This window comes from Usitatibacter palustris, assembly GCF_013003985.1.
Lineage (GTDB): Bacteria > Pseudomonadota > Gammaproteobacteria > Burkholderiales > Usitatibacteraceae > Usitatibacter > Usitatibacter palustris.
The window spans coordinates 2,441,052-2,456,108 of the sequence record NZ_CP053073.1 but is presented as its reverse complement, the minus strand read 5'-3'; the positions used below and the strand labels follow the sequence as shown (position 1 = coordinate 2,456,108).

Below are 15,057 nucleotides of genomic sequence, written 5' to 3'. Positions count from 1 at the left end.
GACCATGCGTCGCCTGAAGACGGTAGCGGTCGTCGGCGTCGGCCTCATCGGCGGCTCGTTCGCGCTCGCGCTCAGGCGCGCCGGCGGCGTGGCGACGATCGTCGGGGCCGACCGCGATGCCGCCGCCCTCGAACGCGCGACCGCGCTCGGCGTGATCGACACGGCAGCCGAGTCGGCGGCCGACGCGGCGCGCGGCGCCGACCTGGTTTTCATTTCCGTGCCCGTGCGCCAGATTCCCACCGTCCTGCACGATGTCGCGCTGGCGATCGATCCCACCGCGGTGATCACCGATGCGGGAAGCACCAAGGAAGAAGTCGTCCGCCGGGCGCGCGAGGAAATGCGCGATCGCTTCCCGCGCTTCGTGCCCGGGCATCCGATCGCGGGCCGTGAAACGAGCGGCGTCGAATCGGCGACGGTGGAGCTCTTCCGCGGCGCGCGCGTGGTCCTCACGCCTTGCGAAGAGACGGACGCCGATGCCGTCGACCTTGCGCGCACGTGCTGGGAAGCGGTGGGCGCGCGCGTTGCGCTGACAACCGCGCGGCAGCACGACGAGATCTTCGCTTCGGTGAGCCACCTGCCGCACCTGCTCGCGTTCGCGCTCGTGTCGGAGCTCGGCAGCCGCGATAATGCTTCCGAGCTTTTCAGCTTCGCCGCCGGCGGCTTCCGCGATTTCACGCGCATCGCCGGCAGCTCGCCCGAGATGTGGCGCGACATCGCGTTGCAGAACCGCGATGCCTTGCTCGCCGAGCTCGAGCGCTATGAAGGGCGCCTCGCGGTGTTTCGCGAACTGATCGACAAGGGCGACGGCCCCGCGCTCGAACGCCTGATGCGCGAAGCGCGGAGCGCGCGCCACGCCTGGCTCTCGGGCAGCAAGCGCAGCCCGTCCTCGGAATGAGCACGGCGGCCATTGCGCTCCCCGCGGTCCGGCGGGCGGCCGGAACGATGCGCCTTCCCGGTTCGAAGAGCATCTCGAACCGCACGCTGCTCCTGGCTGCGCTCGCCCGCGGCACCACCGAAGTCCGATCCCTTCTGCAAGCCGACGACACGCGGGTGATGCTCGAAGCGTTGCGCGCGCTCGGCGTGGGCGTGGAATCGCACGAAGGCCACTATCGCATCACCGGGATCGGCGGCGCGAAGGGGTTCCCCGTGAAAGCGGCGAAGCTTTTCCTCGGCAACGCAGGCACGGCGTTCCGCCCGCTCACCGCCGCACTCGCACTTGCCGACGGCCGCTACGAGTTGTCCGGTGTTCCGCGGATGCACGAGCGGCCCATCGGCGATCTCGTCACCGCGCTGCGGCAGGCCGGCGCGAACATCGATTACCGGGGTCACGATGGCTTTCCTCCGCTCGTGATCGACGCGCGCTCGCCGCGTGAATCGAGCGTGGTGCGCGTTCGCGGCGATGTCTCGAGCCAGTTCCTCTCCGCCTTGTTGCTCGCGTTCCCGTGGAGCGGGGCGGGCGTGCGCATCGAAGTCGAAGGCGAATTGATCTCCAAGCCCTATGTCGAGCTCACGCTCGGCCTCATCGAACAGTTCGGCGTCACCGTGGGCCGCGAAGGGTGGCGTGCCTTCACGATCGCGCCCGGTTCGTCGTACGCCTCACCCGGCGTCGTCGACGTCGAAGGCGACGCGTCCTCGGCGTCCTACTTTCTCGCCGCCGGCGTGCTGGGCGGCGGGCCCCTGCGCGTGGAAGGCGTCGGTTCGACCAGCCGCCAGGGCGATGTGCACTTTGCCGACGTGCTGCGCGCCATGGGCGGCCGCGTGACGACGGGCGCGCATGCGATGGAAGCCGCAGGCAGCCTTCCGCTCGCGCCGTTCGACCTCGACATGAACCTCATTCCCGACGCGGCCATGACCGCGGCGGTGCTCGCCTTGTTCGCGACGGGCCCGTGCCGCCTGCGCAACATCGCGAGCTGGCGTGTGAAGGAGACCGACCGCATCGCCGCGATGGCCGCGGAGCTGCGCAAGTTCGGCGCGACCGTGGAGGAGGGCGCCGACTTCATCGCTGTTACGCCGCCCCCCGGATTCCTCGCGCCGCGCAGCGCCACGCCCGCGCCCGTGAGCGTCGATACGTATGACGATCACCGCATGGCGATGTGCTTCTCGCTGGCCTCCTTCGGGCCGGTGCCGGTGGTGATCAACGATCCGGGCTGCGTCGCGAAGACCTTCCCGGATTACTTCGCGCAGTTCGCGAAGCTTGTGTCGTGAGCGAGGCCCCGGTTCCGGTCATCGCGATCGACGGGCCCTCGGCCTCTGGCAAGGGGACGGTGGCCGAGCGGGTCGCTCGCGAGCTCGGCTGGCATTACCTCGACAGCGGCGCCCTCTACCGGCTTGTGGCGGTCGCCGCCGCCCGCGCCGGCCTGTCCCTCGACGATGAAGGCCGCCTCGCCGAGACTTGCGCCGCGATGACGATCGAATTCCGCGACGGCAAGGCCTGGCTCGACGGGATCGACGCCAGCGAGGACCTGCGCTCCGAGGCGACCGGGATTGCCGCGTCGAAGGTAGCGGCCTACCCCCGGGTGCGCACCGTGCTCCTGACCCGCCAGAGGGGTTTCAGGAGGCTTCCGGGGCTGGTTGCCGACGGCCGCGACATGGGCTCGGTCGTGTTTCCGGAGGCCCGCCTGAAAGTGTTCCTGACCGCCGCACTCCCCGTACGGGCCGAGCGGCGCCATAAGCAGTTGATGGAAAAGGGAATGTATGCAAAAATGCCGGACGTCGTGGAGGACCTGCGGCGCCGCGACGAGCGTGATGCAACACGCCCCGTGGCTCCGCTAAGGCATTATTCCGACGCGCTTTTTCTCGATACCTCGGGGATGACGGCCGATGCGGCCGTGGCAACGATCCTCGGCTGGTGGCGGGAGCGAAGCGAACCGTAGTGCAATAGCAGTTGCGTCAAGGGCAAAAGCCCAAAGGTGTCAGGGGGTTAGGCGCAAAGCGCCACTTCCTGGCGAAGATCAATTCGCGGGTTTCGTCCCGTGCAACCGAAAGTGCAGGTTTCCTTCCAATGCTGGCTCAAACAACCACCCCCCCTCCCGCTCCCGAAAGCTTCGCAGCCCTTTTCGAGGAGAGCCTGACGCGCCAGGAAATGCGCATCGGCGAAGTGATCACCGCAGAAGTGGTCAACGTCGACCCGAACGTCGTGATCGTGAACGCGGGCCTCAAGTCCGAGAGCGCGATCTCCACTGAAGAATTCAAGAACGACCGTGGCGAACTCGAAGTCAAGGTCGGCGATTTCGTTTCCGTCGCGATCGAAGCCCTCGAAGACGGCTTCGGCGCCACCAAGCTCTCGCGCGACAAGGCCAAGAAGCTCGCCGCGTGGACCAGCCTCGACGACGCGCTGAACAACGGCACGATCATCAAGGGCATGGTCTCGGGCAAGGTGAAGGGCGGCCTCACCGTCATGGTGAACGGCATCCGCGCGTTCCTCCCGGGCTCGCTCGTCGACCTGCGCCCCGTGAAGGACACGTCGCACTTCGAAAACAAGGAACTCGAGTTCAAGGTCATCAAGCTCGACCGCAAGAGGAACAACGTGGTCGTGTCGCGTCGCGCCGTGATGGAAGAAACCGCCGGTGTCGAGCGCCAGCAGCTGCTCGAGACGCTGAAGGAAGGCGCGGTCGTGAAGGGTGTGGTCAAGAACATCACCGACTACGGCGCGTTCGTGGACCTCGGTGGCATCGACGGCCTGCTCCACATCACCGACCTCGCATGGCGCCGCGTCAAGCACCCGACGGAAGTCCTGTCGGTGGGCGACGAAGTCACCGCGAAGATCCTCAAGTTCGACGCCGAGAAGAACCGCGTCTCGCTGGGTCTCAAGCAGCTGGGTGAAGATCCGTGGATCGGCATCTCCCGCCGCTACCCGCACGGCACGCGCCTCTTCGGCAAGGTCACCAACATCACCGACTACGGCGCGTTCGTCGAGATCGAGTCCGGCATCGAAGGCCTGGTGCACGTCTCGGAGATGGACTGGACCAACAAGAACGTCCATCCCGCCAAGGTCGTGTCGCTCGGCGACGAAGTCGAGGTCATGATCCTCGAGATCGACGAAGACCGCCGCCGCATCTCCCTGGGCATGAAGCAGTGCATGCCGAATCCCTGGGAAGAGTTCGCGATGAACCACAAGAAGGGCGACAAGGTCCGCGGCACGATCAAGTCCATCACGGACTTCGGCGTGTTCATCGGCCTGCCGGGCAACATCGACGGCCTCGTGCACCTTTCCGACCTCTCCTGGCAGGCGACCGGCGAAGAAGCCGTGAAGAACCTGAAGAAGGGCGACGAAGTCGAGACCGTGGTCCTGTCGATCGACGTCGAGCGCGAGCGCATTTCGCTCGGCATCAAGCAGCTCGAAGGCGACCCGTTCGGCAACTACGTGACCGGTCACGACAAGGGCGCGATCGTGCGCGGTGTCGTGAAGTCGATCGAATCGAAGGGCGCGGTGATCACGCTCGACGGCGAAGTCGAGGGCTACCTGCGCGCTTCCGAGATCGCCCGCGATCGCGTGGAAGACGTCCGCACGCACCTGCGTGAAGGCCAGGAAGTCGAGGCCGTCATCGTGAACGTGGACCGCAAGAACCGTTCGATCCAGTTGTCGATCAAGGCGAAGGATGCCCAGGAAGAGGCCGCCGCGATCCAGAAGCATGCCTCCGAATCCAACTCCGCATCGTCGGGGACAACCAACCTGGGCGCGCTGCTGAAGGCGAAGCTCACGGGCAAGGACAAGGAATAAGGCCATTACTACCAGGGGAGAAACCCGGGCGATGACCAAATCACAGCTCATTGAGCTGCTGAGCGCGCGTCATGGCCAGCTGGCACCGAAGGACGCCGAGCTGGCCGTGAAGACGATGCTCGACGCCATGGCACACACTCTCGCTTCGGGAAACCGGATCGAGATTCGCGGGTTCGGCAGCTTCGGCCTGAACTACAGGCCGCCGCGCGTCGGGCGCAATCCCAAGACCGGCGAGAAGGTGCAGGTACCGCGCAAGTACGTGCCGCACTTCAAGGCGGGCAAGGAACTTCGCGAACGGGTGGATTTCCACGAGGGCTGAGCGGCATTGCCTCGGTTGTACTCAAAGCGGGCCCCCTGGGGTCCGCTTTTCATTTCAGCCCCCGCTTTTCATTTCAGCCGGTGCTCCTCGCGATCATCGAAGATGCGCGGCTTCGCAAGGCCCAGCCGCCATGCGAGGAACGTCGCGGAGGTGCCTAGCACCCCGAAACCGTACTTCACCGAGCGGCGGAAACTGATCGAGCTCGCGTCGTCGTGGTACGACGTGGGGCAGGAGATCTCGCCGATGCGCAGGCCCAGCGCGACCGACTGCGCGATCACCTGGTTGTCGAAGACGAAGTCCTCGGAATTGGCGAGCAGCGGCAACTTGAGCAGGGCTTCGCGCGAATACGCGCGGTAGCCCGTGTGGAACTCCGAGAGCTTCGAGCCGAGCGCGAGGTTCTCGATGGCCGTGAGCAGGCGGTTGGCGACGTACTTCCACGCGGGCATGCCGCCGCGAAGCGCGGTGCCGCCGAGGATGCGCGAACCCAGGACCACGTCGTAGACGCCCGAGGCAATCATCGAGGCCATCGCGGTCGCGAGGCGCGGCTCGTACTGGTAGTCGGGGTGGAGCATCACGACGATGTCGGCGCCGCGCGCGATTGCCTCGCGGTAGCAGGTCTTCTGGTTTCCGCCATAGCCGCGGTTCGCCTCGTGGATCACCGTGTGCAGGCCGAGGGATCGGGCGACTTCGGCGGTGTTGTCGGGCGATGCGTCGTCGACGAGGATGAGGTCGTCGGCGACCTCGCGCGGGATCGCCTCCACGGTTTGGCGCAGCGTGCGTTCGGCGCGGTACGCCGGCATCACGATCGCGACACGCTTGCCGTTCAGCATGGTTGCGGCCTCATCGCGGGAACACCCAGAAGCGGCCCATCACGTAGCCGGGCGGGATCAGCAGGATCGTCGAGGAGAGCTGGGCAAGCAGGTAGTGCCAGCCTGCCCTCTCGTTGAGCAGGTAGAACACGATCGCGTTGAGCACGAAGAGCACCGCGAGGTAGAGCGCGAAGCGCGGCAGGGCCTCGCGATGCGGCGAGGAGCTGCGGAACGTGACGCGATAGTTCATGACGTACTTCACGACCGCGCCCACCGCGAAGCCCATCATCGATGCGGCGACCGGCCAGACCTTCACGACTTCGACGGCGAAGATCGTTGTGGCATAGTGCGAGGCCGTCGCGAGGCCGCCGGCGATCACGTACCAGATCACCGAGCGCGCGTGGCTCACCAGGGAAGCTTTCGGAGGGATTTCGGTTTGGGCGGGATGCAAGGTCAGTCGCCGGATTCGAGCCCGGGCGCCGGAGCAATGGCCCCGCGCCTGGTTGTTGTCCTCTTGTTGCTCACCGCCGTGGCGGCCTTCCTGCGCACCTGGAATCTTCCCACCCAGATCGTCATCGACGACGAGTGGCACGCCATCCACAAGCTGCTCGGCGCGACCTATGCACAGGTCTTCGCATCTTTCGGCCACGCGGACCATTCGATCCCGTTGACCCTTTTTTACAAGGCAATCGTCGACACGATCGGGCTCGACGAAGTGAACTTCCGCTTGCCGCAGGTGCTGGCGGGCATTGTAACCGTTCCGGTCGCCGGGTTGCTCGCCTGGCGCGCGACGCAACGCGCGTCCGTGGCGATATGGACTGCGACATTCGTCGCGGGCGCTCCGTTCCTCGTTTTCTACTCGCGGTTCGCGCGGCCCTACGCGATCACGGTGCTGCTCACGGTCGTGGCCCTCGCGCTCATCTGGCGCTGGCGGACGCGGCCGACGCTCGCGGTCGCCGCGGGTGTCGTTGCATGCGTCGCCTTCGCTGCGTGGCTGCACCCGCTCGTATCGCTCTTTCCCGCAGCCGCGCTGCTCTTCGTCCTCGCCGAGGATCTCGCGCGCATGCGCTGCGAAGGACGCGGGCCCCTCGTGCGCACGATCGCGCTCGGCGCGGCTGTGAGCGTGGCGATGGCCGCACTGCTCGCCGCTCCGCTCATCTCGGACTTCGCGTCGCTTTCGGCGAAAGCCGGAAGCACGCACGTGCCCGATGCCTACACCCTGTGGCGAATGATCTCGATCTTCCTGGGGGGGCTGCCCGACGCGGTGACCGCGATCGGACTGGTGCTCGCGCTGGTGGGCGCCGCTCTTCTCGTGCGCGAGCAGCGCGCGCTCGGCCTCTATCTCATCGCGGTCGTGGTGGTGCCCATCCTCGTCGTGCTCGTGGCGCGTGGCGCCTGGACGATCTTCGGGCACACGTTCGGCCGCTACGTGATTCCGGCGCAGGTGATCGTGCTGTTCTGGACGGCCATCGGCCTCGACTTCGCCTTGCGCGGATTGGGACGGTTGCGCGAGCTGCCCGGATCGATGGCGATGGTCGCCGCGGTGGCCGTCACCTACCTCGCCGCGGTCCCGACGTTCCCGCTCGTATTGCGCAATCCGCAGTGGTTCGGGCACATGGTCTATCACCTCGACTACCGCTTCGAGCACAACGTCCTCGCGAACCAGTTGAAGCCGCTGGCACTTCCCGGGTTCTACAGCGATTTCCCCGGCGACGAACCCGTGGTCGAGGCTCCGTTCACTTTCATGGCGCCCACCAACTGGTTCGCGTGGTTCGCGCCGCAGCACCGCCACCCGACCGCGCAGGGATTCGTCCACAACCTGTGCCTCACCGGATCGATGTACGGCGAGGTGCCGCTGGATGCGCGGTTTCACTTCCGGTCCTTCGTCGACCTCGCCGACGCAACGGCGGTCCGGGCGACCGGCGCGCGCTACCTCGTGTTCTTCACCGACTACCGCTGGGGGCAGCCGTTCAAGGAGGCGCCCAAGTGCATCGATGCGCTCCGGACGCTCTACGGAGAGCCCATTCGCCGCTACCCGACCCACGTCGTTTTCCAGCTCCGCAGCCCATGAGGGACCCGCGCCAGCTAGAATAGCGGCCAACTCCGAACCGGCCCGTTCCCTCACGCTGCGATGCAAGCCCTCGTCTGGATCCTGCGTCTCGCCATCGTCGTCATCCTCGTCTGGTTTGCCGTCAAGAACGCGCAACAGATCGAGCTGCACGGCCTTCCCGGCCAGGTCTGGCAGGCGCCGCTCGTCTTCGTGCTGCTGATCGTCTTCGTGGCGGGCGTGGTGATCGGCCTGCTCGCCTGGATTCCGACGGTGGTTCGCCAGCGGCGCGAGCTCGGGCGCCTGCGCAAGGCCGCGGCCCTGCTCGCCGCCACGCCGCCGGTCATCCAGGCCGGCCCGCCCGACGACGCGAGACCGGACGTCCATGGAGTTTGAATTCTGGTGGTTGCTGGCCCTGCCGGTGTTTTTCGGCATGGGCTGGGTGGCGGCGCGGGTGGATCTCAGGTCGCTGCTCTCCGAATCGCGGCAGATGCCCTCGTCGTATTTCCGCGGCCTGAACTTCCTCCTCAACGAGCAACCCGACAAGGCGATCGAATCCTTCCTGCTCGTCGCGAAGGAGCATCCCGACACGGTCGAGCTGCAGTTCGCGCTGGGCAGCCTCTTTCGCCGGCGCGGCGAAGTCGATCGCGCGATCCGCATGCACCAGGACCTCGTCGCGCGCGAGGACCTTCCGCCCGACGAGCGCCGCCAGGCGTCGTTCGAGCTCGCCGAGGACTACTTCAAGGCCGGCCTGCTCGATCACGCCGAGCAGGTGCTCGCGAAGATGGCCGAGGCCGATCCGTCGGCCGACGTGCATCGCCAGCTCCTCGATATCTACATCCAGGAGAAGGATTGGGCCAAGGCGATCGGCGCGGCGAAGAAGCTCGAAGTGAGTGCCAAGCGCAACTACCAGAAGGAGATCGCGAACTACTACTGTGAGCTCGCGATCACCGAGCAGGTCCACGGGCGCGGCGAGGGTGCAGACGCGTTCCTTGCGAAGGCGCTCGAGGCCAATCGAAAGTGCGTTCGCGCGAACCTGTTGCGCGGCGAATGGCTGGCACGCGCCGGCAAGCATGAAGAGGCGATCGCGGCCTGGAAGGCGATCGAATCGCAGGATCCCGCGTATTTCGGTCTCGCAGCCGAGGGCATGTTCGAAAGCTATCGCGCGCTCGGTCAACTCGGTGAAGGCCTCGCCCTTCTGCGCGGGCTGCAGCACAGCTACCCGGGCCTCGACCTGCTCAACGTCGTCTACCAGGCCACCGCCGAGCAGGAAGGCGACGAAGCCGCGTGGCGTCTCGTGCGCGACGAAGTGCGCCGCAATCCCACGCTGGTGGGCCTCGATCGGCTCGTCGATGCGGAGCTCCTGCGCGCGCCGCCCGACAAGCGCCAGGATCTGCAGCTCATGAAGAACCTCGTGCATTCGCACGCGCAGGCGCTCGCGGTGTACCTGTGCGCGAACTGCGGCTTCCGCGCGCGCCAGTTCTTCTGGCAATGCCCGGCCTGCGGCGGCTGGGAGACGTTCTCGGCGCGGCGCACCGCGGAGCTCGACACCGCGGACCGCCATCTCGCAAGGATCCAGATTGGACAATAGGCGCGTCATCGTCGCGCTCGACTTCCCGTCCGCCGACGAGGCGCTCGCGTGCGCGGCGCGCCTCGATCCGCGCCTTTGCCGCGTCAAGGTCGGCAAGGAACTCTTCGTCGCCACCGGGCCCGCGCTCATCGGCAAGCTCCAGGAGCGCGGCTTCGAAGTGTTCCTCGACCTCAAGTTCCACGACATTCCCAATACGGTCGCCGGCGCCTGCAAGGCGGCCGCCGCGCTCGGCGTCTGGATGGTCAACGTCCACGCGAGCGGTGGTGAGGCGATGATGCGCGCGGCGCGCGACGCGGTCGCGAGCGTCACCAAGCCGCCGCTGCTCATCGCGGTCACGATCCTCACGAGCCTCGACGACGACAGCCTGCGGCAGGTGGGTTTCGCCGACGGCGTGCGTGGCCGCGTCGAGGGTCTTTCGCGCCTCGCGCGCGAATGCGGCCTCGATGGCGTGGTGTGCTCCGCGCAGGAAGCGCCGTGGGTCCGTGCCTCGGCGGGAACCACGTTCACGCTGGTCACGCCCGGCATTCGCCTCGAGGGTGATGCGAAGGCCGACCAGGCCCGTGTCGTGACGCCGCCTGAAGCCCTGCGCCTGGGCGCGGACTACCTCGTCATCGGGCGGTCGGTCACGCGCTCGGAAGATCCGGTCGCCACGCTCGAAGCCATTCATCGTTCGCTGGAAGAAGAGAGCCGCAGGAAATGAAGGTCAGCATCATCGGAACCGGATACGTGGGCCTCGTCACGGGTGCCTGCCTCGCGGACGTCGGCAACCACGTCGTGTGCGTCGACCTCGACCAGCGCAAGATCGACATGCTCGAGCGCGGCGAGATTCCCATCCACGAGCCGGGGCTCGCCGAGATCGTCCGCGCCAACGCCGCGAGCGGGCGCCTGCGCTTCACCACGGATCCGGTCGAAGGCGCGCGATTCGGCACGATCCAGATGATCGCGGTCGGCACGCCGCCCGGCGAGGATGGCTCGGCGGACCTCCAATACGTCCTGGCGGCCGCGCGGGGAATCGCTGCGCACATGGACGGCCCGCGTGTCGTGGTCGACAAGTCGACGGTTCCCGTGGGTACAGCGGACAAGGTTCACGAGGCCATCAAGCAGGGCCTCGCGCAGCGCAAGGCGAGCCATGCATTTTCGGTGGTTTCGAATCCGGAGTTCCTCAAGGAAGGTGCCGCGATCGAGGACTTCATGCGCCCGGATCGCATCATCATCGGCGCGGACGATCCGGATGCCATCGCGCGCATGCGTGAGCTCTACCAGCCTTTCCAGCGCAACCACGACCGCCTGCAGGTGATGGACATCCGCTCGGCGGAGCTCACGAAGTACGCGGCCAACGCGATGCTCGCCACGCGCATTTCCTTCATGAACGAGCTGGCCCTCCTTGCCGAGCGGCTCGGCGCGGACATCGAACACGTTCGCGTCGGCATCGGTTCGGACCCGCGTATCGGTTATCACTTCCTCTATCCCGGAACCGGCTACGGCGGCTCGTGCTTTCCCAAGGACGTCACGGCGCTCCTGCGCATCGGCCAGGAGCAGGGCATCGACCTGAAGGTCGTTCGCGCGGTCGAGGAGGCCAACGATCGCCAGAAGGAAGTGCTCGTGCAGAAGATCGTGAAGCGCTTCGGCGAAAACCTCGCCGGCCGGCACTTCGCGATCTGGGGCCTCGCGTTCAAGCCCAACACCGACGACATGCGCGAAGCGCCCAGCCGCGTCGTGATCGCGGGGCTTCTCGCGCGCGGTGCGACGGTCTCGGCGTTCGACCCGGTCGCGATGGACGAAGCGCGCAAGGCGTTCGCGGGCCAGAAGGGCATCACGTTCGCGGCCTCCGCCGCCGAATGCGCGAAGGGCGCGGACGCCGTCGTGATCGTGACCGAGTGGAAGCAGTTCCGCAGCCCCGACTTCGAGGCGCTGCGCGCGGGCCTCAAGCAGCCGGTCATCTTCGATGGCCGCAACCTCTACGAGCCGGCCGCCGTGCGCGAGCAGGGCATCGAGTACCATCCGATCGGCCGATGAACGCCCCACTTCCCGATCTCGCCAATCGCCGCATCCTCGTGGTGGGCGACGTCATGCTCGACCGCTACTGGTTCGGCGACGTGAGCCGGATCTCCCCCGAGGCGCCCGTGCCGATCGTGCACGTGAAGCGCACCGAGGAGCGTCCCGGGGGTGCTGCGAACGTGGCGCGCAACATCACCGCACTCGGTGGACATGCCACGCTCCTGGCGGTTGTCGGCGAGGACGAGGCCGGCCGCGCGCTCGAGGATCTCCTGCTGCGCGAGCGCGTGATCGCCTCGCTGCATCGCGACCGCGAGCTCTCCACCACGGTGAAGCTGCGCGTGATCGGCCACCAGCAGCAGTTGCTGCGCATCGATTTCGAACGGCCGCCGGGCCACGAGGTGCTGGCGGCGAAGCTCGACGAATACACGCGTCTCGTCGACCAGGCCGAAGTCATCATCCTCTCCGACTACGGCAAGGGCGGGCTCGAGCACGTCGGCCGGATGATCCAGATCGCGCGCGAGAACGGCAAGCCCGTGCTGGTCGATCCGAAGGGCCACGAATACACGCGCTACAAGGGCGCGACGCTCCTCACGCCCAACCGCGGCGAGTTCCGCGAGGTGGCCGGCCGCTGGAGCGACGACGCCGACCTCGAGCGCCGCGCGCGCAAGCTCCGCGCCGACCTCGACCTCGATGCGCTCATCGTGACGCGCAGCGAGGAGGGCATGTCGCTCTTCACCGCGAAGGAGGCGTGGCACGAGGCCACGCGCGCCCAGGAGGTCTACGACGTCTCCGGCGCGGGCGACACCGTCATCGCCACGCTGGCACTCATGGTCGCCTCGGGCGCCGACCTGCACGCCGCGATGCGGGTGGCGAACCACGCGGCCGGTATCGTCGTGGGCAAGCTCGGAACCGCTGTCGTGACTCGCGAAGAGCTCGTGGCGTCGCTGGAGGGCAAATGAAGCTGATCGTCACGGGTGCGGCCGGATTCGTGGGCGCCAACGTCGTGAAGGCGCTCAATGCGCGCGGCATGGCCGACATCATCGCGGTGGACAACCTCTCGCGCGCCGAGAAGATGCCCAACCTCGCCGACTGCGAGATCGCCGACTACTTCGACAAGCAGGATTTCATCGACCGCATCCGCCACTCGGCATTCGAGACCGGCATTGCCGCGGTGCTGCACCAGGGCGCGTGCTCCGACACGATGGAGACCGACGGCCGCTACATGATGGAGAACAACTACCGCTACTCGGTGGACCTCCTCGAGTGGTGCCAGGACCATTCCATCCCGTTCATCTATGCCTCCTCGGCCTCCGTCTACGGAGGCGGCACCGTGTTCAAGGAGTCGCGCGAGCACGAGGCGCCGCTCAACGTCTACGGCTACTCGAAGTTCCTCTTCGACCAATACGTGCGCCGCATGATCGAGTCGCGCGCGAGCCAGGTCGCGGGCTTTCGCTACTTCAACGTCTACGGGCCGCGCGAGTCGCACAAGGGCCGCATGGCGTCTGTCGCATTCCACTTCTTCAACCAATACCTGTCGCAGGGCAAGGTGAAGCTGTTCGAGGGCAGCGGCGGCTACGGCCCGGGCGAGCAGATCCGCGATTTCATATCCGTGGAAGACGTGGTGCGCGTGAACCTGTTCTTCCTCGACCATCCGAAGCTCTCGGGCATCTTCAACGTCGGTACCGGCAAGGCGCGCAGCTTCAACGATGTCGCCGCGGCCACGATCAACGCCGTGCGCCAGTCGAAAGGCGAGAAGGCGCTGTCCCTCGCCGAGCTGAAGCGCGAAGGCGCGATCGAGTACATCGCGTTCCCGGCGCAACTCGTGGGCAAGTACCAGAGCTACACGCAGGCCGACATGTCGGCGCTGCGCGCAGCGGGCTATACGGAACCCTTCCTCGATGTCGAGCAGGGCGTGGCGCGCTACGTCACCGAGCGCATCGCGCGCGGCGAGGCCGGGAAATGAAAGTCGTGCTTGCGTTGATCTCGGCAGCGCTCTTCCTGCTGGGTTGCGTGACCCCCGGGCCGCAACAGGTCGCGGGCTCGCCGGCGCCGGTAACCGCTGCGGGACCGCGCCAGGTCACGCTGGCCAATCCCGGCTTCGAAGCCGACCCGGCGCCGCAGTACCGCTGCCCGCCGCGCTGGAGCTGCACCGTCCACAACAACCCCGATGCGTTCCGCTTCACGGTGGACGAAACGCGCCCCGCGGCCGGCAAGCGCAGCATGAAAGTCGAACCGGGCACGCACAAGGAGCCTTGGGCGCTCACGATGCAGGTGCTCCAGGACCTCTCGGCGTTGCATGGCGCGCGCGTGCGCCTGTCCATCGCCGTGCGCCTCGAGGGATTCGAGGGCAAGGGCGTGGGACCCATGGCCATCGCCCAGTATCCGCATGGCTCGAACATGGGCCACTGGCAGACGCAGGCGACCGGCACCTCGGACTGGAAGCGCGTCGAGGTCGAGTTCGTCGTGCCGAAGGAAGCCGGGCTCCTCGAGGTCGGCGCGATCATCGAAGGTTCGGGCAAGGCCTGGATCGACGAGGCGCGGCTGGAAGTCCTGGAACCTGCGGCTTCGCGCAAAAACCCCGTATAATCAAAAAGTTCCCAAGAAACCGGACCACCGGACCGGGAGCTGAATCAAGGGGGAACTGCCGGCTCGGCGGTTCGAAACGAACATCCAAGGGGATCAGACATGAAGAAGCTCATAGCCTTGTTCGTGGCGCTCATTGCCTATGTCGGCATGGCGTTCGCGGGCATCAACGTGAATTCAGCAACGAAAGAACAACTCGAGACGCTCGACGGCGTCGGCCCGGTGAAGGCGCAAGCCATCATCGACTACCGCACGAAGAACGGCCCGTTCAAGTCGCTCGACGACCTGAAGAAGGTCGACGGCATCGGCGACGCGACGTACGACAAGATCAAGAAGGACGTCATGCTCTCCGGCCGTTCGGATCCGGCGCCGAAGAAGGACGACAAGGCCGCCGCGCCCGCGAAGCCTGCCGCTGCTGCCGACAAGGCCCCGGCGACGAAGCCCGCCGCCGACAAGCCCGCACCCGCACCTGCGCCGGCCCCCACGAAGGCCGCCGACAAGCCGGCTGACAAGGCCCCGCCCGCGAAGCCTGCCGACAAGCCCGCGCCGCCCGCCAAGCCCGTAGACCCGAAGAAGGCCGCGGCTGAAGAGAAGGCTGCGAAGGACAAGGCCGCGAAGGAAGAGAAGGCGGCGAAGGACAAGGCGGCGAAGGACGAGAAGGCCGCGAAGGAAAAGGCCGCCAAGGAAGAAAAGGCGGCGAAGGAAAAGGCCGCGAAGGACGAGAAGGCCGCGAAGGCCAAGGCCGCCGCCGACGAGAAGGCCGCGAAGGAAAAGGCCGCCAAGGACGCGAAGTCCACGAAGGACAAGGCTGGCAAGGACGCGAAGGCGTCCGACACGAAGGCCGCGGCCGACGAGAAGGCCGCGAAGGATAAGGCCGCTGCGGATGCGAAGGCCGATCCGAAGAAGGCCGAGCCGCCCAAGCCGACCAAGTAACTCGCAGCACCCGCACCATGAAAAAAGCCCCGCTTCGGCGGGGCTTTTTCTTTGCGC

16 protein-coding genes are annotated in these 15,057 nt (G+C 66.8%); 14 read left to right on the top strand and 2 right to left on the bottom strand.

Going from position 1 to position 15,057, the window contains the following annotated elements:
• The first annotated feature begins 4 nt into the window (after positions 1-4).
• The 5 genes from DSM104440_RS11980 to DSM104440_RS11960 all read left to right on the top strand — a co-directional run bounded on the left by DSM104440_RS11980 (position 5) and on the right by DSM104440_RS11960 (position 5,039).
• Positions 5-895 (top strand): prephenate dehydrogenase, encoded by an 891-nt coding sequence (locus DSM104440_RS11980; protein WP_171162913.1) that lies wholly within the window; start codon positions 5-7, stop codon positions 893-895.
• Positions 892-2,205, top strand: a complete 1,314-nt coding sequence (aroA, locus tag DSM104440_RS11975; RefSeq protein ID WP_171162912.1) for a 3-phosphoshikimate 1-carboxyvinyltransferase — start codon at positions 892-894, stop codon at positions 2,203-2,205. Before DSM104440_RS11980 ends, aroA begins: the two co-directional genes overlap by 4 nt.
• The gene (cmk, locus tag DSM104440_RS11970; protein ID WP_171162910.1) at positions 2,202-2,873 is read left to right on the top strand and encodes a (d)CMP kinase; all 672 of its coding nucleotides are present in this window, start codon (positions 2,202-2,204) and stop codon (positions 2,871-2,873) included. The genes aroA and cmk overlap by 4 nt, the downstream gene beginning before the upstream one ends.
• 128 nt (positions 2,874-3,001) lie before the next feature.
• Positions 3,002-4,720, top strand: a complete 1,719-nt coding sequence (gene rpsA / locus DSM104440_RS11965) for a 30S ribosomal protein S1 (RefSeq protein WP_171162908.1) — start codon at positions 3,002-3,004, stop codon at positions 4,718-4,720.
• Positions 4,721-4,751: 31 nt separating this feature from the next.
• Positions 4,752-5,039: an integration host factor subunit beta gene (locus tag DSM104440_RS11960; RefSeq protein ID WP_076020728.1), complete on the top strand. Its 288-nt coding sequence runs from the start codon at positions 4,752-4,754 to the stop codon at positions 5,037-5,039.
• A 68-nt stretch (positions 5,040-5,107) separates the two neighbouring features.
• On the opposite strand, the gene DSM104440_RS11955 is transcribed toward DSM104440_RS11960, so the two are convergent.
• A complete protein-coding gene (locus tag DSM104440_RS11955; RefSeq protein WP_171162906.1) occupies positions 5,108-5,869 on the bottom strand; it encodes a glycosyltransferase family 2 protein in 762 nt (253 codons plus the stop codon).
• 10 nt (positions 5,870-5,879) lie between these two features.
• Positions 5,880-6,257: a GtrA family protein gene (locus tag DSM104440_RS11950; RefSeq protein ID WP_171162904.1), complete on the bottom strand. Its 378-nt coding sequence runs from the start codon at positions 6,255-6,257 to the stop codon at positions 5,880-5,882.
• Between the two features lie 78 nt (positions 6,258-6,335).
• Here DSM104440_RS11950 and DSM104440_RS11945 point away from each other — a divergent pair, with 78 nt between their 5' ends.
• The 9 genes from DSM104440_RS11945 (at position 6,336) to DSM104440_RS11905 (ending at position 15,000) form a co-directional block, all read left to right on the top strand.
• Positions 6,336-7,919, top strand: coding sequence for a glycosyltransferase family 39 protein (locus DSM104440_RS11945; RefSeq protein ID WP_171162902.1), 1,584 nt, complete (start codon positions 6,336-6,338; stop codon positions 7,917-7,919).
• 60 nt (positions 7,920-7,979) lie between these two features.
• Positions 7,980-8,291: a LapA family protein gene (locus DSM104440_RS11940; RefSeq protein WP_171162900.1), complete on the top strand. Its 312-nt coding sequence runs from the start codon at positions 7,980-7,982 to the stop codon at positions 8,289-8,291.
• The gene (gene lapB, locus DSM104440_RS11935; protein WP_171162898.1) at positions 8,281-9,486 is read left to right on the top strand and encodes a lipopolysaccharide assembly protein LapB; all 1,206 of its coding nucleotides are present in this window, start codon (positions 8,281-8,283) and stop codon (positions 9,484-9,486) included. The genes DSM104440_RS11940 and lapB overlap by 11 nt, the downstream gene beginning before the upstream one ends.
• A complete protein-coding gene (pyrF, locus tag DSM104440_RS11930) occupies positions 9,476-10,186 on the top strand; it encodes an orotidine-5'-phosphate decarboxylase (RefSeq protein WP_171162896.1) in 711 nt (236 codons plus the stop codon). Before lapB ends, pyrF begins: the two co-directional genes overlap by 11 nt.
• The gene (locus DSM104440_RS11925; protein WP_171162894.1) at positions 10,183-11,502 is read left to right on the top strand and encodes a UDP-glucose dehydrogenase family protein; all 1,320 of its coding nucleotides are present in this window, start codon (positions 10,183-10,185) and stop codon (positions 11,500-11,502) included. Before pyrF ends, DSM104440_RS11925 begins: the two co-directional genes overlap by 4 nt.
• The gene (rfaE1, locus tag DSM104440_RS11920; RefSeq protein ID WP_171162892.1) at positions 11,499-12,443 is read left to right on the top strand and encodes a D-glycero-beta-D-manno-heptose-7-phosphate kinase; all 945 of its coding nucleotides are present in this window, start codon (positions 11,499-11,501) and stop codon (positions 12,441-12,443) included. The genes DSM104440_RS11925 and rfaE1 overlap by 4 nt, the downstream gene beginning before the upstream one ends.
• Complete coding sequence (gene rfaD, locus DSM104440_RS11915) at positions 12,440-13,447, top strand: ADP-glyceromanno-heptose 6-epimerase (protein ID WP_171162889.1); 1,008 nt, start codon at positions 12,440-12,442, stop codon at positions 13,445-13,447. Before rfaE1 ends, rfaD begins: the two co-directional genes overlap by 4 nt.
• Positions 13,444-14,070, top strand: a complete 627-nt coding sequence (locus DSM104440_RS11910) for a hypothetical protein (RefSeq protein WP_171162888.1) — start codon at positions 13,444-13,446, stop codon at positions 14,068-14,070. Before rfaD ends, DSM104440_RS11910 begins: the two co-directional genes overlap by 4 nt.
• Positions 14,071-14,169: 99 nt before the next feature.
• Positions 14,170-15,000 carry a ComEA family DNA-binding protein gene (locus tag DSM104440_RS11905; RefSeq protein ID WP_171162886.1) on the top strand — a complete coding sequence of 277 codons (831 nt, stop codon included), beginning with the start codon at positions 14,170-14,172 and terminating at the stop codon, positions 14,998-15,000.
• The last annotated feature ends 57 nt before the right edge of the window (positions 15,001-15,057 follow it).

What these genes read in the sequence shown, in the direction of transcription:
- DSM104440_RS11980 (WP_171162913.1), top strand. Translation starts at nt 5, where the DNA reads ATGCGTCGCCTGAAGACGGTAGCGGTCGTCGGCGTCGGCCTCATCGGC.
- aroA (WP_171162912.1), top strand. Translation starts at nt 892, where the DNA reads ATGAGCACGGCGGCCATTGCGCTCCCCGCGGTCCGGCGGGCGGCCGGA.
- rpsA (WP_171162908.1), top strand. Translation starts at nt 3,002, where the DNA reads ATGCTGGCTCAAACAACCACCCCCCCTCCCGCTCCCGAAAGCTTCGCA.
- DSM104440_RS11960 (WP_076020728.1), top strand. Translation starts at nt 4,752, where the DNA reads ATGACCAAATCACAGCTCATTGAGCTGCTGAGCGCGCGTCATGGCCAG.
- DSM104440_RS11955 (WP_171162906.1), bottom strand. Translation starts at nt 5,869, where the DNA reads ATGCTGAACGGCAAGCGTGTCGCGATCGTGATGCCGGCGTACCGCGCC.
- DSM104440_RS11945 (WP_171162902.1), top strand. Translation starts at nt 6,336, where the DNA reads ATGGCCCCGCGCCTGGTTGTTGTCCTCTTGTTGCTCACCGCCGTGGCG.
- DSM104440_RS11940 (WP_171162900.1), top strand. Translation starts at nt 7,980, where the DNA reads ATGCAAGCCCTCGTCTGGATCCTGCGTCTCGCCATCGTCGTCATCCTC.
- lapB (WP_171162898.1), top strand. Translation starts at nt 8,281, where the DNA reads ATGGAGTTTGAATTCTGGTGGTTGCTGGCCCTGCCGGTGTTTTTCGGC.
- DSM104440_RS11925 (WP_171162894.1), top strand. Translation starts at nt 10,183, where the DNA reads ATGAAGGTCAGCATCATCGGAACCGGATACGTGGGCCTCGTCACGGGT.
- rfaE1 (WP_171162892.1), top strand. Translation starts at nt 11,499, where the DNA reads ATGAACGCCCCACTTCCCGATCTCGCCAATCGCCGCATCCTCGTGGTG.
- rfaD (WP_171162889.1), top strand. Translation starts at nt 12,440, where the DNA reads ATGAAGCTGATCGTCACGGGTGCGGCCGGATTCGTGGGCGCCAACGTC.
- DSM104440_RS11910 (WP_171162888.1), top strand. Translation starts at nt 13,444, where the DNA reads ATGAAAGTCGTGCTTGCGTTGATCTCGGCAGCGCTCTTCCTGCTGGGT.
- DSM104440_RS11905 (WP_171162886.1), top strand. Translation starts at nt 14,170, where the DNA reads ATGAAGAAGCTCATAGCCTTGTTCGTGGCGCTCATTGCCTATGTCGGC.